The organism is Rhodopseudomonas rhenobacensis, assembly GCF_014203125.1.
Lineage (GTDB): Bacteria > Pseudomonadota > Alphaproteobacteria > Rhizobiales > Xanthobacteraceae > Rhodopseudomonas_A > Rhodopseudomonas_A rhenobacensis.
The window spans coordinates 296,685-314,275 of the sequence record NZ_JACHIH010000001.1; the positions used below are offsets into that span (position 1 = coordinate 296,685).

At 65.9% G+C, this 17,591-nt stretch carries 19 protein-coding genes; 13 read left to right on the forward strand and 6 right to left on the reverse strand.

From position 1 onward, the window contains the following. Nucleotides 1–45: 45 nt before the first annotated feature. Nucleotides 46–2,766 (reverse strand): aconitate hydratase AcnA, encoded by a 2,721-nt coding sequence (acnA, locus tag HNR60_RS01380; RefSeq protein ID WP_184253439.1) that lies wholly within the window; start codon nucleotides 2,764–2,766, stop codon nucleotides 46–48. 214 nt (nucleotides 2,767–2,980) lie between these two features. Here acnA and ccmA point away from each other — a divergent pair, with 214 nt between their 5' ends. From ccmA to HNR60_RS01410, 6 genes are all read left to right on the forward strand, one after another. Continuing rightward, nucleotides 2,981–3,583, forward strand: a complete 603-nt coding sequence (gene ccmA / locus HNR60_RS01385) for a heme ABC exporter ATP-binding protein CcmA (RefSeq protein ID WP_184253441.1) — start codon at nucleotides 2,981–2,983, stop codon at nucleotides 3,581–3,583. 130 nt (nucleotides 3,584–3,713) lie between these two features. Then, nucleotides 3,714–4,382: a heme exporter protein CcmB gene (gene ccmB, locus HNR60_RS01390; protein ID WP_184253443.1), complete on the forward strand. Its 669-nt coding sequence runs from the start codon at nucleotides 3,714–3,716 to the stop codon at nucleotides 4,380–4,382. Nucleotides 4,383–4,476: 94 nt separating this feature from the next. Beyond that, nucleotides 4,477–5,229, forward strand: coding sequence for a heme ABC transporter permease (locus HNR60_RS01395; RefSeq protein ID WP_184253444.1), 753 nt, complete (start codon nucleotides 4,477–4,479; stop codon nucleotides 5,227–5,229). Next, nucleotides 5,229–5,408 carry a heme exporter protein CcmD gene (gene ccmD / locus HNR60_RS01400; protein ID WP_184253446.1) on the forward strand — a complete coding sequence of 60 codons (180 nt, stop codon included), beginning with the start codon at nucleotides 5,229–5,231 and terminating at the stop codon, nucleotides 5,406–5,408. The genes HNR60_RS01395 and ccmD overlap by 1 nt, the downstream gene beginning before the upstream one ends. Beyond that, nucleotides 5,405–5,998 (forward strand): DsbE family thiol:disulfide interchange protein, encoded by a 594-nt coding sequence (locus HNR60_RS01405; protein ID WP_184253448.1) that lies wholly within the window; start codon nucleotides 5,405–5,407, stop codon nucleotides 5,996–5,998. The genes ccmD and HNR60_RS01405 overlap by 4 nt, the downstream gene beginning before the upstream one ends. A gap of 116 nt (nucleotides 5,999–6,114) precedes the next feature. Further along, the gene (locus HNR60_RS01410; protein ID WP_184253450.1) at nucleotides 6,115–6,486 is read left to right on the forward strand and encodes a ComEA family DNA-binding protein; all 372 of its coding nucleotides are present in this window, start codon (nucleotides 6,115–6,117) and stop codon (nucleotides 6,484–6,486) included. A gap of 222 nt (nucleotides 6,487–6,708) precedes the next feature. On the opposite strand, the gene HNR60_RS01415 is transcribed toward HNR60_RS01410, so the two are convergent. Beyond that, nucleotides 6,709–7,329 (reverse strand): septation protein A, encoded by a 621-nt coding sequence (locus tag HNR60_RS01415; RefSeq protein WP_184253452.1) that lies wholly within the window; start codon nucleotides 7,327–7,329, stop codon nucleotides 6,709–6,711. Nucleotides 7,330–7,337: 8 nt separating this feature from the next. Then, nucleotides 7,338–8,288, reverse strand: coding sequence for a signal recognition particle-docking protein FtsY (ftsY, locus tag HNR60_RS01420; RefSeq protein WP_184253454.1), 951 nt, complete (start codon nucleotides 8,286–8,288; stop codon nucleotides 7,338–7,340). 58 nt (nucleotides 8,289–8,346) lie between these two features. Between ftsY and HNR60_RS01425 the strand changes: the two genes are divergently transcribed. Further along, entirely contained in the window at nucleotides 8,347–9,039 is a 693-nt protein-coding gene (locus HNR60_RS01425; protein WP_246432765.1) for an RluA family pseudouridine synthase, read from the forward strand. Between the two features lie 235 nt (nucleotides 9,040–9,274). On the opposite strand, the gene mtaB is transcribed toward HNR60_RS01425, so the two are convergent. Both mtaB and dapF read right to left on the reverse strand, forming a co-directional pair. After that, nucleotides 9,275–10,558, reverse strand: a complete 1,284-nt coding sequence (gene mtaB, locus HNR60_RS01430) for a tRNA (N(6)-L-threonylcarbamoyladenosine(37)-C(2))-methylthiotransferase MtaB (RefSeq protein WP_184253458.1) — start codon at nucleotides 10,556–10,558, stop codon at nucleotides 9,275–9,277. Then, nucleotides 10,555–11,424: a diaminopimelate epimerase gene (dapF, locus tag HNR60_RS01435; RefSeq protein ID WP_184253460.1), complete on the reverse strand. Its 870-nt coding sequence runs from the start codon at nucleotides 11,422–11,424 to the stop codon at nucleotides 10,555–10,557. The genes mtaB and dapF overlap by 4 nt, the downstream gene beginning before the upstream one ends. Nucleotides 11,425–11,698: 274 nt before the next feature. On the opposite strand from dapF, the gene HNR60_RS01440 reads away from it, so the two are divergent. Beyond that, nucleotides 11,699–12,460, forward strand: a complete 762-nt coding sequence (locus HNR60_RS01440; protein WP_184253463.1) for a GyrI-like domain-containing protein — start codon at nucleotides 11,699–11,701, stop codon at nucleotides 12,458–12,460. Continuing rightward, nucleotides 12,457–13,167 carry an SIMPL domain-containing protein gene (locus tag HNR60_RS01445; RefSeq protein ID WP_184253465.1) on the forward strand — a complete coding sequence of 237 codons (711 nt, stop codon included), beginning with the start codon at nucleotides 12,457–12,459 and terminating at the stop codon, nucleotides 13,165–13,167. Before HNR60_RS01440 ends, HNR60_RS01445 begins: the two co-directional genes overlap by 4 nt. Here the strand turns inward: HNR60_RS01445 and HNR60_RS01450 are convergent. Next, nucleotides 13,148–14,224, reverse strand: a complete 1,077-nt coding sequence (locus HNR60_RS01450; RefSeq protein ID WP_184253467.1) for an MBL fold metallo-hydrolase — start codon at nucleotides 14,222–14,224, stop codon at nucleotides 13,148–13,150. The genes HNR60_RS01445 and HNR60_RS01450 overlap by 20 nt on opposite strands. Nucleotides 14,225–14,660: 436 nt before the next feature. On the opposite strand from HNR60_RS01450, the gene pufB reads away from it, so the two are divergent. The 4 genes from pufB (at nucleotide 14,661) to rpsP (ending at nucleotide 17,419) form a co-directional block, all read left to right on the forward strand. Then, entirely contained in the window at nucleotides 14,661–14,816 is a 156-nt protein-coding gene (gene pufB / locus HNR60_RS01455) for a light-harvesting antenna LH1, beta subunit (RefSeq protein WP_011470702.1), read from the forward strand. Between the two features lie 12 nt (nucleotides 14,817–14,828). Beyond that, nucleotides 14,829–15,032: a light-harvesting protein gene (locus HNR60_RS01460; protein WP_184253469.1), complete on the forward strand. Its 204-nt coding sequence runs from the start codon at nucleotides 14,829–14,831 to the stop codon at nucleotides 15,030–15,032. 393 nt (nucleotides 15,033–15,425) lie between these two features. Next, entirely contained in the window at nucleotides 15,426–16,967 is a 1,542-nt protein-coding gene (gene ffh / locus HNR60_RS01465) for a signal recognition particle protein (RefSeq protein WP_184253471.1), read from the forward strand. 119 nt (nucleotides 16,968–17,086) lie between these two features. After that, complete coding sequence (gene rpsP / locus HNR60_RS01470; RefSeq protein WP_184253473.1) at nucleotides 17,087–17,419, forward strand: 30S ribosomal protein S16; 333 nt, start codon at nucleotides 17,087–17,089, stop codon at nucleotides 17,417–17,419. The last annotated feature ends 172 nt before the right edge of the window (nucleotides 17,420–17,591 follow it).

The window sequence follows — 17,591 nt, forward strand, 5'->3', positions numbered from 1 at the left end:
CTTCCGATCACTCGCCACTCACTTCGCAGTGAGGCTTTATCCGACTTAAGCAGCAAGCCTGCGCAGCACGTAATGCAGGATGCCGCCGTTGCGGTAGTATTCCAGCTCGTCGAGCGTATCGATGCGGCACAGCAGCGAGACGTCGCGTTTGCTGCCGTCGCTGGAGGTGATTTCCGCGGTCAATTGCTGCCGCGGCTTCAAATCTCCTTGAAGCCCGCGGATCGACACCGTCTCGTCGCCCTTGATGCCGAGCGAGGCCCAGGAGTCGCCCTCGGCAAAAGTCAGCGGCAACACGCCCATGCCGACCAGGTTGGAGCGATGGATGCGCTCGAAGCTCTGGCAGATCACCGCGCGCACGCCGAGCAGCCGGGTGCCCTTGGCGGCCCAGTCGCGCGACGAGCCGTTGCCGTATTCGGCGCCGGCGAACACCACCAGCGGCACCTGCTCTTGCTGGTACTTCATCGCGGCCTCGAAGATCGACATCTGCTCGCCGTCCGGCCAATGCTTGGTGAGGCCGCCCTCCGGAATATTGCCGTCGGCGCCCTTCAGCATGAAATTCTTGATGCGGATATTGGCGAAGGTGCCGCGCATCATGATCTCGTGATTACCGCGCCGCGTGCCGTACTGATTGAAATCAGCCGGACGCACCTGGTGATCCGACAGATACTTGCCGGCCGGCGAGGTCAATTTGATCGAGCCCGCCGGCGAGATGTGGTCGGTGGTGATCTTGTCGCCGAACACCGCGAGAATCCGCGCGTCGACCACGTCGACGATCGGCTCCGGCTGCATCTTCATGCCTTCGAAGTAGGGCGGGTTCTGCACATAGGTGGAGCTCATGTTCCACTTGTAGGTCTCGCTATCGACGGTCTTGATCTTGCGCCAGTTGGTGTCGCCCTTGAACACGTCGGCGTATTTCTTCTTGAAGATCGCCGCGGTGACGTACTTCTTGACGAAGGCGTTGATCTCCTTGGTGGTCGGCCAGATGTCCTTCAGGTACACCGGCTTGCCGTCGCGGCCCTCGCCGATCGGCTCGACATTGAGGTTCTTGGTCACGGTGCCGGCCAGCGCATAGGCGACCACCAGCGGCGGCGAGGCCAGGTAGTTGGCCTGCACGTCCGGCGAGACGCGGCCTTCGAAGTTGCGGTTGCCCGACAACACCGCGGCGCCGATGATGCCGTTGTCGTTGATCGACTTCGAAATCTCCTCCGGCAGCGGCCCGGAATTGCCGATACAGGTGGTGCAGCCGAACCCGACCAGATTGAAGCCGACCTTGTCGAGGTCGAGCTGCAGCCCGGAATTGGCGAGATATTCCGCCACCACCTGCGAGCCCGGCGCCAGCGAAGTCTTCACCCACGGCTTGGCTTTCAGACCCAAGGCCGCCGCCTTGCGCGCCAACAGGCCGGCGCCGATCAGCACGCTCGGATTGGAGGTGTTGGTGCAGGAGGTGATCGCGGCGATCACCACGTCGCCATGGCCGAGGTCGAAATTGCGGCCCTCCACCGGGAAGCGCGCCGCGGGATCGGCGGCCTTCTTGTATTCGCCGGCGAGTGCTGCGGCAAAACCTTCGGCCACCGCCGGCAGCGCGATGCGGCCTTCGGGGCGCTTCGGCCCGGCCATCGACGGCTCGACCTTGCCGAGATCCAGAATCAGCTTCTCGGTGAACACCGGGTCCGGCGAGACGCTGGTGCGGAACAGGCCCTGCGCCTTGGCGTATTTGGCGACCAGCGCGACCCGGTCGGCCTTGCGGCCCGAGGTCTTGAGGAAATCGATGGTTTCGGCATCGACCGGGAAGAAGCCGCAGGTGGCGCCATATTCCGGCGCCATGTTGCTGATGGTGGCCTTGTCGGCGACCGACAAATGGTCGAGCCCGGGGCCGAAGAATTCGACGAACTTGCCGACCACGCCCTGCTTGCGCAGCATCTGGGTGACGGTCAGCACCAGGTCGGTGGCGGTGACGCCTTCCTTCAGCGCGCCCTTCAATTTGAAGCCGACCACTTCGGGCAGCAGCATCGACAAAGGCTGGCCGAGCATCGCGGCTTCCGCCTCGATGCCGCCGACGCCCCAGCCCAACACGGCCAGACCATTGACCATGGTGGTGTGCGAATCGGTGCCGACCAGGGTGTCGGGATAGGCCACCTCGAAGGTGCCTTTGGTGCGGCCGATGGTCATCTTCTCCTTGCGGGTCCAGACCGTCTGCGCGAGGTATTCGAGATTGACCTGGTGGCAGATGCCGGTGCCGGGCGGCACCACCGAGAAGTTCGAAAACGCCTTCTGACCCCATTTCAGGAACTCGTAGCGCTCCTGGTTCTGCTTGTATTCCTCGACCACGTTCTTGCCGAACGCCTTGTTGTCGCCGAAGAAATTCACGATCACCGAGTGGTCGATGACGAGATCGACCGGCACCAGCGGGTTGATCTTGTCGGGCTTGCCGCCGAGCGCCTGCATGGCGTTGCGCATCGCCGCCAGATCGACCACCGCCGGCACGCCGGTGAAGTCCTGCATCAGCACCCGGGCCGGGCGGAACGCCACTTCATGCTCGAGCTTGCGCTTTTTCAGCCATTTCGCCACCGCGACGATGTCGGCCTTCTTGACGGTGCGGTCGTCCTCGTTGCGCAGAAGATTTTCCAGCAGCACCTTCATCGAATAGGGCAGGCGGGAAATGCCTTTCAGACCGTTCTTCTCGGCGGTGGGCAGGCTGTAATAAACATAGGTCTTAGCGCCGACCTTGAGGGTCTTCCGGCACTTGAAGCTGTCGAGAGAGGTCATGAGGCGGTCCCAATTTATCGTTTACAACCGCCGCGCAACATCGACGCACCGCGTAGAAAACGCGGGCCGACTGGCTTGCGGGGGCCGATTGTGTGCTGCATCAAGTTCCGGCTTATAGAATCTTTCCAGAGACACCGCCACATCGACAATTGATCCATGACAATGCGGCGGGATCGATCTCGGCGGTGATCCGCGCGGGCAGGGAACGGCATTGATGCGGCTGACAGGGCGCGGGCTGAGATGTGTGCGGGGCGGCCGCGAGGTGTTCGCGGACCTCGACTTCGACGCCGTGGCCGGCGAAGCCGTCGCCGTGGTCGGCGCCAATGGCGCCGGCAAGACCTCGCTGCTGCGGCTGATCGCCGGATTACTGGCGCTGGCCGGCGGCAGCATTGCGCTGGAAGGCGGCGATAGCGAACTGACGCTTCCCGAGCAGGCGCATTATCTCGGCCACCGCGACGCGCTGAAGCCTTCGCTCAGCGTCGCCGAGAATTTGATCTTCTGGCAGCAGTTCCTCGGCGGCGAGCCGGCCGACGCGCAGTCGAGCCTCGCGGCGGTCGGGCTCGGCCACATCGCGCATCTGCCGGCGGCGTATCTGTCGGCCGGGCAGCGCCGCCGGCTGTCGCTGGCGCGGCTCACCGCGGTGAAGCGCCCGCTGTGGCTGCTCGACGAGCCGACCTCGGCGCTCGATGCCGAAGGCCAGGCGATGTTCGCTCGCCTGATGACTGCGCATCTTGAGAGCGGCGGCCTGCTGGTCGCCGCCACCCACACCCCGCTCGGCATCGCCGCCCGCGAATTGCGGATCGGGGGTGCGGCGTGAGGGGGTTTGACGGGGCGACAAAGATTCAGACGTCGAATTGCGCGCACCGCATCGCGGCAATCCTCCCCTCCCCCTTGCGGGGAGGGGTCGGGGGTGGGGGTCTCCGGGCACTGAGGCAGAGGTGCCGCTCATGACCGCCCTCCTCGCGATGATCCGCCGCGACATCAAAATCGCGCTGCGCGTCGGCGGCGGCGCGCTGATCGGCGTGCTGTTCTTCCTCGCCGTGGTGGTGCTGATGCCGTTCGCGATCGGCCCCGACCTGGCGCTATTGCAGCGGCTCGGTCCCGCGGTGCTGTGGCTCGGCGCGCTCTTAGCCAGCCTTCTCACGCTCGACCGGCTGTTCATGGCCGACCACGAGGACGGCTCGCTCGACCTCATCGCGATGAGCCGGACCCCACTGGAATTCGCCTGCGCCGCCAAGGCCTTGGCACATTGGCTGGCGGCCGGCCTGCCGCTGGTGGTGGCCACCCCGGTGCTCGGGTTGCTGCTCAATCTCGACGGTTCCGCCTCGCTGGCGATCGCTGCGACGCTCTTGGTCGGCACCCCGGCGCTGACCTTTACCGGCATGATCGGCGCGGCGCTGGCGGTGACGCTGCATCGCGGCGGGCTGTTGATGGCGGTGCTGGTGCTGCCGCTGTCGATCCCGGTGCTGATTTTCGGCGTGGCCGCCGCCGGCGCCGCGATCACCGGGCCGGTGTCGTTCGGCACCCCGTTCCAGATTCTCTGCGCCCTGTCGCTCGCCAGCATGGTGATCGGACCGTTCGCCGCCGCCGCCAGCCTGCGGCAGGGGCTCGATTGATGACCGCCTTGACCCCGATCAACTCTCCCGGAGCCGCAATCCGTCACACCGACAGCAATTGCTTGCAGCCCCGCCGCCGATTATCAGGAAGCCCATGACGCTGATCGATCTCGCCAATCCGACCCGGTTCCTGAAGCTGACGGAGCGCCTGCTGCCCTGGCTGGCCGGCCTGACCGCGCTGTTGCTGGCGATCGGGCTCGCCCAATCGGCACTGGCGCCGGACGACTACCAGCAGGGCGCCACCGTCAAGATCATGTTCGTCCACGTCCCCAACGCCTGGCTGTCGATGTTCGTCTGGGGCATCATGAGCCTGTCGGCGCTCGGCACGCTGGTGTGGCGGCATCCTTTGGCCGACGTCGCCGCCAAGGCCGCCGCCCCGATCGGCGCCGCTTTCACCTTTCTGGCGCTGGTCACCGGCTCGTTGTGGGGCCGGCCGATGTGGGGCACCTATTGGGAATGGGACGCCCGGCTCACCTCGATGCTGATCCTGTTCCTGATGTATCTCGGGCTGATCGCGCTGTGGCGCGCCGTGGAGGATCCCTCCCGCGCCGCTCGCGCCGCGGCGATCTTCACGCTGGTCGGCGCGATCAATCTGCCGATCATCAAGTTCTCGGTCGACTGGTGGAATACGCTGCACCAGCCGGCCTCGGTGCTGCGGGTCGGCGGGCCGGCGCTCGACAAATCCTTCCTGATCCCGCTGTTGGTGATGGCGATCGCGTTCTCGCTGTTGTTCATCACGCTGCACCTCGCCGCGATGCGCAACGAGATTTTGCGCCGAAGGGTGCGGGCGCTGCAGATGCTGCAGGCCGCCGAACAGCAGGGCCAACTGCGATCGGGAGCGCTGTGATGACGCTCGGTCCCTACGCCTCGTTCATCGTGTGGTCCTACGCGGTCTGCGCGTTGGTGGTCGCCATCCTGATCGTCTGGGTGGCGCTGGATTATCGCAAGCAACAGGCCAAGCTGCGCGCGCTCGACGCCGCCGGCGTCAGCCGCCGCTCCAAGCGCAACGCCGCGGAGGTCTCATGAGCGATCAACCGATAGAGCCCGCCGCCTCGACGCGCCGCTCCTGGCTGGTGGCGCTGCCGCTGCTCGGCTTCACCGTATTGGCCGGGCTGTTCTGGCTGCGGCTCGGCGCCGACACCACCAGGATCCCCTCGGCCTTGATCGGCCGCCCGGCGCCGCAGGTGACGCTGCCGGCGTTGCCGGGGCTTTCGCGCGACGGCGCCGCGGTGCCGGGGCTCAATCCGGCGGCGTTCAAGGGCAAGGTCAGCGTCGTCAACGTCTGGGCGTCGTGGTGCGTGCCCTGCCACGACGAGGCGCCGCTGCTGATGGATCTCGCCAAGGACCCGCGCATCCAGCTGGTCGGCATCAACTACAAGGACGCCGCCGACAACGCCCGGCGCTTCCTCGGCCGCTACGGCAATCCGTTCGCGCTGGTCGGCGTCGACGGCAACGGCCGCGGCGGCATCGAATGGGGCGTCTACGGCGTGCCCGAAACCTTCGTGGTCGGCCGCGACGGCGCCATCGCCTACAAGCTGGTCGGCCCGGTGACGCCGGAGAATATCGACAAGGTGCTGAAAGCCCAGATCGACAAGGCGCTGGCGGCGGGCAGTTAGCACCCCGAAAAAGAATTTTCCGGTTTTATCTGCCGTTCATTTGCCGGCCACGGCGCCGCCATGGTTCCAAGCGCTACTCACTGCGCGTTACTAACAACGTCCCAGGAGGACACCCTATGCGCACATTCAAACTTGCTTCGCTGACCGCCGCCGCCCTCACCCTCGGCCTGCTCGCTGCCGCGCCCTCGATGGCGCAGACGCCCGCGACCACCGATCACAAGATGGATCACATGGCGCCGACGACCAAGCCGTCGGAGTCGAAGATGGCGCCGGCGAAAGCGGAGGCCACCAAGACCGAGCTGCTCGATATCAACTCGGCGACCTCCGATCAGCTCGACGCGCTGCCCGGCGTCGGCAAGGCTTACTCCGCCGCGATCATCAAGGGCCGTCCCTACAAGGGCAAGGACGAACTGGTGCAGAAGAAGATCGTGCCGGAAAAGACCTATGACGGCATCAAGGACAAGATCATCGCCAAGCAGAAGAGCTGAGGCGAGACGCTGCTTGTTACTTGAAGCCGTGCCCCGGACCAGACGCAGCGCGCAGCGCTGCGTCGCAGAGCCGGGGCCGTCTCAAGCGCTGAATTCGTAACGGTCCCGGCTCGTCGGCGCGGCGTGAACAACGCCGCCCCGGCGTCCGGGACACGCATTTTTCTTGTGACATTCTTGCGGCGAAGCTGCCTGAACTTTGCCGCAAGAAAAAACGCGGGATTTTCAGCCCTTGCTGACGTCGCCGGCGTCGGCCTCGCTGGTCTCCAGCGTCACCGGCTCGAGGTGATGGCGCTTGATCAGCGGCATCTGCGTCAACGCGAACAACATGGTCAGCGGCACCATGCCGAACACCTTGAACGCCACCCAGAAATCGGTCGACTGGGTGCGCCAGATCACTTCGTTGAGCACCGCCATCGCCAAGAACCACAACGCCCAGCGCAGCGTCAGCTTGCGCCAGCCGCGCGGCGTCAGATTGAACATCTGATCGAACATGATCGCGATGAAGGAGCGGCCGAACAACAGCCCGCCGCCGAGGATCGCGGCGAACAGGCAATAGATGATGGTCGGCTTCATCTTGATGAAGGTCTCGTCGTGCAGCAGCAGCGTCAGCGTGCCGAACACGATCACCACCACCGCGGTGACGATCGCCATGATCGGCACGTGCTTGGTCACCACATAGGACACCGCGATCGCGATCAGCACCGCGACCATGAAAGCGCCGGTGGCGACGAACAGATTGAACTTGGAGTTGACGAAGAAGAAAATCAGCAAGGGTCCAAGCTCGGTCGCGAGCTTGAACAGCGGATGCGGCCGGTTGGTCGCGAGTAGCTCGGGCTTGTCCATGGTGGCTATCAGCTCCCGCTGTCGGTGCCGGCGATCGCCTTGGCGAAATCCGCCGCGGTGAACGGCGCCAGATCCTCGACGCTTTCGCCGACGCCGACGAAATGCACCGGCAGTTTGTATTTCTCCGCCAGCGCCACCAGGATTCCGCCGCGGGCGGTGCCGTCGAGCTTGGTCATCACCAGGCCGGTGACCCCAGCGGTACGGGAAAATGCTTCGACCTGCGAGAGCGCATTTTGTCCCACCGTGGCGTCGAGCACCAGCAGCACCGCGTGCGGTGCCGAGGCATCGACCTTCTTGATCACCCGCACCACCTTTTCGAGCTCGTTCATCAGCTCGGCCTTGTTTTGCAGCCGGCCCGCGGTGTCGATCAACAGCACGTCGCGGTGGTCGTCCTTGGCGGCGGTCAGCGCGGTGAAGGCGAGGCCTGCGGAATCCGATCCTTGCGTGCCGGAAATCACCGGCGCGCCGGTGCGCTCGCCCCAGACTTTCAGCTGCTCGATCGCCGCCGCCCGGAACGTATCGCCGGCGGCCAGCATCACCTTGCGGCCCTCGGCGGAAAACTTCGCCGCAAGCTTGCCGATCGTGGTGGTCTTGCCGGAACCGTTGACGCCGACCATCAGGATCACGAACGGCTTTTTGGCCGCGTCGATCACCAGCGGCTGCGCCACCGGCGCCAGCACCTTCTCGACCTCGGCGGCGACGATGGTCTTCACATCGCCGGCCGAAATCATCTTGTCGTAGCGGCCGACGCCGACCGCGGCGGCGATTCGCGCCGACACTTCGGTGCCGAGATCGGCGCGCAGCAGCACGTCCTCGATCTCGTCGAGCATCGCCCGGTCGAGCTTGCGCTTGGTGACGAATTCGGCGAGCGCCGTCCCGATCGAACTCGAGGTTCGCTTCAGGCCACTGGACAGCCGGCGCCACCAGCTCGGTTTTTTGGTTTCAGTCGTGTCGTTCATGATGAGGCTGTGTTAGCGGTTTCGCGCCATGAGCGAAAGTCACCCTGAACCAACGGCTATGCCGGAACTGACCGCCGAGGAGATCCTGGCGCGGGTGCTGTACCGCGACGGGCTGATGCTGGTGATCGACAAGCCGGCCGGGCTGCCGGTGCACCGCGGCCCGAAGGGCGGCGCCAACCTGGAATCCTCGTTCGAATTCCTGCGCTACGGGCTGCCGCGGCCGCCGGTCTTGGCGCATCGGCTCGACCGCGACACCTCCGGCTGCCTGGTGCTCGGCCGCCACCGCAAGGCCACCGCGTCGCTCGGGCTCCTGTTCAAGCATGGCCGGATTTCCAAGACCTATTGGGCGGTGGTCGAAGGCGGCCCGGTCGAGGACGAGGGCACCATTGAATTGCCGATCGGCCGGCTCAACGCCGAACGCGGCTGGTGGCAGAAGATCGATCCGGAAGGCCAGCCAGCCACCACCAAATGGCGGGTGCTGGGGCGCGGCGACGGGCTCACCTGGCTGGCGCTGCAGCCGGTCACTGGGCGCACGCATCAGCTCAGGGTGCACAGCGCGGCGATGGGCTGGCCGATCGTCGGCGACAATATCTATGGCAACGGCCCGCGGTTCGGCGAGCCGACGCTGCATCTGCACGCCCGCGAAATCGTGATCCCGATCTCGCGCAACAAGCCGCCGATCGTGGTCATCGCACCTGCCCCGCCGCATCTGCATCAGCGGCTGCGCGCCTGTGGGTGGAGTGGCGAATAGCATTTATCGCCGCGAAGCCTCGGAGGACATTTGTCAGCGGAGGACATTTGTCACGTGGCGCGGCAAGCGGCGGCGCACGGCGCCGCAAGGCTTGCTGTCGTCATCACCCGCGAAAGCGGGTGACCCAGTATTCCAGAGCCATCGTGGGTAGGCCAAGCCCCGGCCACCAAGGAACACCCTGGAATACTGGGTCGCCCGGTCAAGCCGGGCGATGACCGCGGGGTGTGAGGTGGCCTCACACCGTCAATCCTGCCCCGCCATGCAATCTTGCCCCATCATGCCCCGTGATCGTCAGCTGGCGTACCGCGCCCGGGGTGTCGCCGGCGATCGCGACCGGGAGGAAATGCTCGGTGCGGCCTTGGATCGGACTCTCGATCAAAACCTCGCGCGCCGCGCCGATCTCAGCATCGAGCCGCCGCCGCAACGCCGCGTCGCCGGCGTCGCGGAGCTGTTTGGCACGCTCTTTAACAAGGACTCCATCGACCTGCGGCATCTTCGCCGCCGGGGTGCCGGGCCGCGGCGAATACGGAAACACGTGCAGGAAGCTCAAGCCGCAGGCCTCGACCAGATCCAGCGAGCGGGCAAACATCTCGTCGGTTTCGGTGGGAAACCCGGCGATCAGGTCGGCGCCGAGCGCGATGTCGGGCCGCAGCCGGCGCAGCTGCGCGCAGAATTCGATCGCCTGCGCGCGGGAATGCCGCCGCTTCATTCGCTTCAGGATCAGATCGTCGCCGGCTTGCAGCGACAGATGCAGATGCGGCATCAGCCGCGGCTCATTGGCGACCGCGTCGAGCAGGTCGGGATCGGCCTCGATCGAATCGATCGATGAAATGCGCAAGCGCTGCAGTTCCGGCACCTCGCGCAGGATCTGCTTTGTCAGCAAGCCCAGCGTCGGCGCGCCGGCGAGATCGGCGCCGTAGCTGGTCAGATCGACCCCGGTCAGCACGATCTCGGCGTGGCCGCGCTCCGCGAGCGCGCGGACCTGCTCGACCGCGGCTTTGAGCGGCACCGAGCGCGAATTGCCGCGGCCGAACGGGATAATGCAGAAGGTGCAGCGATGGTCGCAGCCGTTTTGGACTTGCACGAACACCCGCGGCAGCCCGCTCTGGTAGCCGTCGAGCAGATGCGGCGCCATTTCGCGCACCGCCATGATGTCGGCGACCGCGATCTTTTCGCCGGAAGACACGCCGGCCGGCGCCGCGAAGGCGCTCTGCGCCGCGCGCCAGGCGTCGCCGCGCATTTTGTCGTCATTGCCGAGCACGCGGTCGACTTCGACCATCTCGGCGAACATCGCCGCCTGGGTCTGCGCGGCGCAGCCGGTGACGACAATGCGCGCGCCCGGACGCTCCCGCTTCAGCCGGCGGATCGATTGCCGCGCCTGCGCCACGGCCTCGTTGGTCACCGCGCAGGAATTCACCACGATGGTGTCGGTGCAGCCGGCGGCTTCCGCCTGGCGCCGGATCACCTCGGATTCGAAAGCGTTGAGCCGGCAGCCGAAAGTGACGACTTCGACGCTCACGAGGAGGCGGCGGCGAACAGCGCCGGGTCGAGGCGGCCTTCGAATTCGAACGCCGCGGGGCCCGTCATCAGCACGTGGTCGTCGCGCTCGCGCCATTCGATGCCGAGTTCGCCGCCGGGCAGCGTGATGTGCACGGTGCGGTTGGTGCGGCGCAGCCGGGCGGCGGCGACCGCGGTGGCGCAGGCCGCCGAGCCGCAGGCCTTGGTCAAGCCGACGCCGCGCTCCCAGGTGCGGATCACGATGTGGTCGCGATCGACGATCTGGGCCAGCGTGATGTTGGCGCGCTCGGGAAAGATCGGGTGGTTTTCCAACAGCGGCCCGAAGCGCGCGAGATCATGGGCGTTGACGTCGTCGACCCAGAAGATCGCGTGCGGATTGCCCATGCTGACCACCGACGGGGTGTGCAGCACCGGCGCGTCGATCGGGCCGATCTGCAATTCGATCGACCTCGTGTCGCGGAATTCTTCGGCGAGCGGAATGTCCTTCCAGCCGAGCTTCGGCGGTCCCATATCGACGGTGTAGAGCTCCGGCGAAGCGCCGCGCCAGCAGTTCAGCAGCCCGGCCTTGGTCTCGAAGGTCAGCGCGTCGCTGGCGCTCTCGGCGAACACCTGGCGCGCCACGCAGCGCATGCCGTTGCCGCAGGCGGCGGATTCCGAGCCATCATTATTATAAATGCGGACAAAGGCCTCGGTGCCTTGGGTGCGCGGCGGCTGCAACACCATCAGCTGATCGTACGGCACTTCAGAAGCGATGGCGCGGGCGTCCGCCGCGCTGACCGCGACCGGCCGGGCGCGCAGATCGAGCACGACGATCTCGTTGCCGATACCGTTCATCTTGCTGAAGCTGCGATGTGCCAGTGCGCTCATGACCATGATCCTGCCGGAGTTATATGGCGAACAACGCCGGCTTGACCAGTGCGGCAAATCCGGGTCGGAGCGTCCTGAACCAAGGGCGCGGCGCATCCCAGATCTGGCAGGGGACGAAATCCGCCGCCGCGTGTTAGCATGGCGGCGGATGGTGGAATGATCGAGCATGATCTTAACCCAAGCCGGGATCCGGTTTTCGGGATCATGCTCTATCGCGAGTAAGGCTGCGGTCGCCGGGCGCAAGTTCGGGCATGACCTTGGGGAGATCATGAGAATGGACGTTGCGCGTTGTTTTCGCCTGGCCATGGCTGCGCCGCTGGCGACAGCTGGAATTCTGATCGGCATCAGCGGGGCACTGGCGCAGTCGCCGCCCGCGGTCCCCGCGCCGACCGCCTCGGAGCCCACCAAATCCGCCGCCGAGGAGCCGGCCAAGCCGGCTGCTGCGGCGCCGGCGAAACCCGCCGACCCCGCCAATCCGCCCGCCGCAACGCCGGCCACGCCGCCGCCCGCGGCCGCCGAGGCCCCGGTGACGCCGGCGCCGGCGACCCCGCCGCCGGCCGCGCCGGTGCAGACCGCCGATCCGTTCGGCGAGGAAATCACCCTCACCGGCAAGAGCGTTGTGGTGCTGAAGGGCAGCGCCAATTGGGATTCCGCGTTCGAGACGCTGATCGAGTCGTTCAAGACGCTGACCGCGCTGCTCGACAAGCAGGCCATCAAGCCCGCCGGCAATGTGATGATCGTCTACACCTCGACCGACGACACCGGCTTCACCTATCAGGCGGAAATCCCGGTCGAGCAGGAGCCGAAGGACCTCGCCAAGAACATGAGTCTCGGCAAATCACCCGACGGCAAGGCGCTGAAATTCGTGCACCGCGGCTCCTACGACAACATGGACAACACCTACGAGGCGATCACCAATCACCTCGACGACAAGAAGCTGGAAGCCAAGGACACTTTCGTCGAGGAATACATCACCGATCCGCTGAAGACCGCGGAGGACAAGCTGGTGATCAACGTCTACGTGCCGCTGAAATGACGCCGGTGAACTCCCGCCTGATCGGGCTCGTCGCCCTCGCCGCGCTGACCGCCGCCCCGGCGCTGGCGCAGACCCCGCCGCCGCCGGCGATTTCGGTGACCGGCGAGGCCAGCGTCTCGGTGCCGCCGGATCTGGCGATCGTCGACGGCGGCGTCACCACCGAGGCGAAGTCCGCGCGCGAGGCTTCCGAGGGCAACAATGTCGCGATGGGCAAGGTGCTGCAGGCGCTGAAGGCTGCCGGCATCGACGACAAGGATCTGCAGACCTCGCGGCTGTCGCTGCAGCCACAATACGCCAACCAGAACCGGCCCGGCCCCAACATCGTGGTCGGCTACCGCGCCAGCAACCGGGTCAGCATCCGGCTGCGCGACGTCAGCAAGGTCGCCGGCGTGATCGACACCCTGGTGTCGTCCGGCGCCAACGAGGTCGGCGGCATCGATTTCGCGGTCGCCGCCGCCTCCAAGCTGCTCGACGACGCCCGCGATCAGGCGTTCGCCGATGCCAGGCGCAAGGCCGAGATTTACGCCCGCTCGGCCGGCGTCACGCTCGGCGCGCCGCTGAGCATTTCGGAAGAAAGCGCGCCCGGCCCGATGCCGATGCGCAAGATGATGCTGGACCGCGCCGCCTCCGCGCCGGTCGCGCAGGGCGAAGAGACGCTGCGGGTCTCGGTCAGCGTGTCGTTCGCGATCAAGCAGCCGACGCCGTAATCTCCATCACCTGTCCGGGCTCGAGCACCGCGAATTTGTCGCGCGGCGTCCCTGCCGCATCCAGCGCGGCGCGCAGATCCTCGACCGGCGCGTCGATCGCCTCGTCGGTGAGCTGGAAAGTGCCGTGATGATGCGCCACGGCCTGCGCGGCGCCGCAATCGGCCAGCGCCTGTACGGCGTCGGCCGGGTTCATGTGCTGGTCCTGCATGAACCAGCGCGGCTCGTAGGCGCCGATCGGCAGGATCGCCAGCCGCAGCGGGCCGTGCGCTTCGCCGACCCGGCGGAAGTGCTTGCCCTCGCCATAGCCGGAGTCGCAGACGATATAGATGTTGCCGGCCGGGGTGTGCAGCACGAAGCTCGCCCACAGCGCCTTGTTGCGATCGAACAGCCCGCGCGCGGTCCAGTGCCTGGTCGGCACCAGCGTCACCGCGACGCCGTTGCCGAGCTCGACGCGGTCGTGCCAGTCGAAGGCTTCGGCGCGGATCGCCTTGTCGTGCGACGTCATGGCGAGGTCGTTGCCGAGCGGGGTGATCACCCGGGGCGAATGCCGGGCGGCGAGCCGCGACAGCGTCGGCAGATCGAGATGGTCGTAATGGCCGTGCGAGACCAGCACGGCATCGATCGGCGGCAACGCCTCGAAGGCGATGCCGGGCGCGTTGTGGCGCTTCGGTCCGGCGAAACTGACCGGCGAGGCGCGCTCCGACCACAACGGATCGATCAGGATGTTCAGCCCGGCGGTCTGGATCAGCCAGCTGACGTGGCCGACGAACGACAGCCGCACCTTGCCGCCGTCGACCCGCCGCGGCGGGGTGTCGGCGAAACGGTTCGGCACCCAGTCCGGCCATGTCGCCGCCTGGCGTTTGGACTGCCAGCGCAGCACATCGAAGATGCTCCGCGGCGGCACGCCGTCGGGATCGAAGAACCGCGTGCCGTCGAAATGATCGGAGCGCGGGCCGCTGTAGTTGGGCATGCGGGAGATCCAGAATGATGACAGGGCGGCCGCCGCGGCGCCGCCGCCGGCAAGGATGGTCAGCAAGGAGCGTCGGGTCAGCGGCAAGATTGGGCGTGGGGTTCGGGGGATTTCGGGCGAAACCGGCGATACGGCATAGGGGCTATCTAGGTGATTTCCCGCCGAGCGCAAACTATTGCCGGATCATACTACCGGGCGGGCGCTCCAGATGTCCGGCAAAACCCTGACAAGTCCTAAGTGTCATAGAAGATTGACAAAACCAGATGTCATGCTGGATTGACAAAGATCTTTGTCAGGATAATCATGAATCACTTGATCGTGAAAAGCCGACAGGCGGTTTTGCAATCAAGCCGGAGAATTGCATCGGCGGGCGTTGCTGACACGGATTGATGCGCGGCGCAGGCGTGGCGATTCCCCGAACTAACCGAAGCTGAGACCGGGCGAACTTGGTTCGCGTAGCAGCAGGAATACCCACGTGCGGGTTCAGCACGAAACTGGTCGTAGTCTCTCAGGAGGTTAAGTTATGGCAGAGGATCTGAACAAGGTCTGGCCGACGGGTCTGACAATCGCGGAGTCCGAAGAGCTCCATAAGCATGTGATCGACGGCACCCGCGTGTTCGGCGCGATCGCGATCGTTGCTCACTTTCTGGCGTACGTCTATTCGCCGTGGCTGAAGTAAGGGGGATCGAACATGAACCAAGCTCGTATTTGGACTGTCGTTAACCCAACCGTTGGCCTGCCGCTTCTGCTGGGCAGCGTCACCGTGATCGCGATCCTCGTTCACCTCGCGCTGGTCGAGAACACCACCTGGTTCTCCGGCTACTGGAATGGCGCCGCCAAGACCGCCGCTGCCGCTCCGGCCGTGGCCCCGGTCGCCGCTCCGGCGAAGAAGTAACAGCCTGTTCGCAAGCTGAATTCCTAGAGACCCACCGGAAATTCTCTGGCAACGGGGGATTTTCGGTGGATAGGACCGCAGCGCGTCAGCGCGAGTGTCCCGGCTGCGGCCCTTCCGATCTGGATCGGTCACGCCAAATCGTCTTGGAGACCGGCAATTTCGGTTATTTTCTAAGACGTTGCGCCGCCGCTCGCGTGAGCGCGGCCGAGAGTTTCTTGACTTTCCCCGGCTTCGTCCTGTAAATCCGCCGCACTTCTCGAAGAGTCTTGCTTTTCGACCCGCCGCCCGGTCCCGGAGACCGGAGGTCAACGCCCGACAGCGCTGTGCGCCCTCGGGCGCGAATTTGTTTTGTGCAGGCCTTTCGCCGAAGGGCTGTTGTCTGGATTTGTGCCGATGTTCGACAATCTGTCGGAAAAACTTGGTGGCATTCTCAATCGGCTGACCCGCCGCGGGTCGCTGACCGAGGCCGACGTCGACGCCGCGATGCGCGAAGTGCGCCGCGCGCTGCTCGAGGCCGACGTCTCGCTCGAAGTGGTCAAGAGCTTCACCGACAAGGTCCGCGAGCAGGCGATCGGCGCCACCGTGGTGAAGTCGGTGACGCCCGGCCAGATGGTGGTCAAGATCGTCCATGACGAGCTGGTCGCCACGCTCGGCTCCGACGCCCAGATCATCGACCTCAACGCCGTGCCGCCGGTGCCGATCATGATGGTCGGTCTGCAGGGCTCCGGCAAAACCACCACCACCGCCAAGCTCGCCCGCCGCCTCACCCAGCGCGACAAGCGCCGTGTGCTGATGGCTTCGCTCGACGTCTATCGCCCGGCGGCGATGGAGCAATTGGCGATTCTGGGCCGCGATCTCGAAATCGACACGCTGCCGATCGTCGAAGGCCAGCAGCCGGCGCAGATCGCGCGCCGCGCCATCGAGGCCGCCAAGCTCGGCGGCTACGACGTGGTGCTGCTCGACACCGCCGGCCGCACCACGCTCGACGACGAGATGATGGCGGAAGCCGCCGAAATCAAAGCCGTCGCCAGCCCGCACGAAGTGCTGCTGGTCGCCGACAGTCTGACCGGCCAGGACGCCGTCAATCTGGCGCGCGCCTTCGACACCCAGGTCGGCCTCACCGGCATCGTGCTGACGAGGGTCGATGGCGACGGCCGCGGCGGCGCCGCGCTGTCGATGCGCGCCGTCACCGGCAAGCCGATCAAGCTGATGGGCACCGGCGAAAAGACCGACGCGCTGGAAGACTTTCATCCGAGCCGGATCGCCGGCCGGATCCTCGGCATGGGCGACGTGGTGTCGCTGGTCGAGAAGGCCGCCTCGCATCTCGACGCCGAGAAGGCCGCCGCGGTCGCCGAGAAGATGCGCAAGGGGCAGTTCGACCTCTCCGACATGCGCGAGCAATTGCTGCAGATGACCAAGATGGGCGGCATCGGCGGGCTGATGGGGCTGATGCCCGGCATCGCCAAGATGAAGAGCCAGATCGCCGCCTCGCGGATCGACGACAAGGTGCTGAACCGGCAGATCGCGATCATCGATTCGATGACCCGGCAGGAGCGCAAGAACCCCGACATCCTCAAGGCCAGCCGCAAGAAGCGCATCGCCGCGGGCGCCGGGCTGAAGGTCGAAGAGGTCAACAAGCTGCTGAAAATGCACCGCAACATGGCCGACATGATGAAGGCCGTGGGCCGCGGCAAGGGCGGCCCGATGGCTGGTCTCGCGCAAGCGATGGGATTCGGCGGCGGCATGCCGTCGCCCGAGCAGATCAAGGCGATGCAGGAGCAGCAGGCGCAAGGCGGCGGATTGCCGGAGCTGCCGAAGGATCTGCCGCCCAGCCTGCGCGGTGGGCTGCCGAAGCTTCCGGGTCTTACCGGCCTCAGCGGGAAACCGACGTTGCCCGGGCTCGGCGGCTTCCCGGGCTTCGGCAAGAAGAAATGAGAATTTTGCCCGACCCGATCACTTAAGGCGCGCGATCTGCGCGCCTCAGGCTGACCGGCCGGGCTTCCACCGTTCACTAATTTTTCGAAACACGTACGAGACACCTCAAAGGAGACATCATGTCAGTCGTTATCCGCCTCGCCCGCGCCGGCACCAAGAAGCGCCCGGTCTATCACGTCGTCGTCGCCGACTCGCGCTTCCCCCGTGACGGTCGCTTCATCGAGCGGCTCGGCCATTTCAATCCGCTGCTGCCGAAGGATAGCGAAGCCCGCCTGAAGCTCGACATCGACAAGGTCAAGGCCTGGGTCGAGAAGGGCGCGCAGCCGTCGGATCGCGTCGCCCGCTTCCTCGACGCCGCCGGCGTCAAGAAGCGCGAAGCCCGCAACAACCCGGAAAAGGCCGTGCCCCGCAAGGAGCGCAAGGCCGCCGCTGAAGCCGCCGCCAAGAAGTAAGCGCGTGCTGATCGCCTCATGCTTTGCCGCGCGCGGCTTATGCCGTGCGGCTCGGCATGAGGTCAGCAGGTCGTTGGCGCACACCGTCATGGCCGGGCTCGTCCCGGCCATCCACGCCCACAGGCGAAGCTTTCGATGTCTCTTCGTGGATGGCCGGGACAAGCCCGGCCAT

Coding starts and splice junctions, on each gene's coding strand:
- acnA (WP_184253439.1), bottom strand. CDS start 2,766: ATGACCTCTCTCGACAGCTTCAAGTGCCGGAAGACCCTCAAGGTCGGC.
- ccmA (WP_184253441.1), top strand. CDS start 2,981: ATGCGGCTGACAGGGCGCGGGCTGAGATGTGTGCGGGGCGGCCGCGAG.
- ccmB (WP_184253443.1), top strand. CDS start 3,714: ATGACCGCCCTCCTCGCGATGATCCGCCGCGACATCAAAATCGCGCTG.
- HNR60_RS01395 (WP_184253444.1), top strand. CDS start 4,477: ATGACGCTGATCGATCTCGCCAATCCGACCCGGTTCCTGAAGCTGACG.
- ccmD (WP_184253446.1), top strand. CDS start 5,229: ATGACGCTCGGTCCCTACGCCTCGTTCATCGTGTGGTCCTACGCGGTC.
- HNR60_RS01405 (WP_184253448.1), top strand. CDS start 5,405: ATGAGCGATCAACCGATAGAGCCCGCCGCCTCGACGCGCCGCTCCTGG.
- HNR60_RS01410 (WP_184253450.1), top strand. CDS start 6,115: ATGCGCACATTCAAACTTGCTTCGCTGACCGCCGCCGCCCTCACCCTC.
- HNR60_RS01415 (WP_184253452.1), bottom strand. CDS start 7,329: ATGGACAAGCCCGAGCTACTCGCGACCAACCGGCCGCATCCGCTGTTC.
- ftsY (WP_184253454.1), bottom strand. CDS start 8,288: ATGAACGACACGACTGAAACCAAAAAACCGAGCTGGTGGCGCCGGCTG.
- HNR60_RS01425 (WP_246432765.1), top strand. CDS start 8,347: ATGCCGGAACTGACCGCCGAGGAGATCCTGGCGCGGGTGCTGTACCGC.
- dapF (WP_184253460.1), bottom strand. CDS start 11,424: ATGAGCGCACTGGCACATCGCAGCTTCAGCAAGATGAACGGTATCGGC.
- HNR60_RS01440 (WP_184253463.1), top strand. CDS start 11,699: ATGGACGTTGCGCGTTGTTTTCGCCTGGCCATGGCTGCGCCGCTGGCG.
- HNR60_RS01445 (WP_184253465.1), top strand. CDS start 12,457: ATGACGCCGGTGAACTCCCGCCTGATCGGGCTCGTCGCCCTCGCCGCG.
- pufB (WP_011470702.1), top strand. CDS start 14,661: ATGGCAGAGGATCTGAACAAGGTCTGGCCGACGGGTCTGACAATCGCG.
- HNR60_RS01460 (WP_184253469.1), top strand. CDS start 14,829: ATGAACCAAGCTCGTATTTGGACTGTCGTTAACCCAACCGTTGGCCTG.
- ffh (WP_184253471.1), top strand. CDS start 15,426: ATGTTCGACAATCTGTCGGAAAAACTTGGTGGCATTCTCAATCGGCTG.
- rpsP (WP_184253473.1), top strand. CDS start 17,087: ATGTCAGTCGTTATCCGCCTCGCCCGCGCCGGCACCAAGAAGCGCCCG.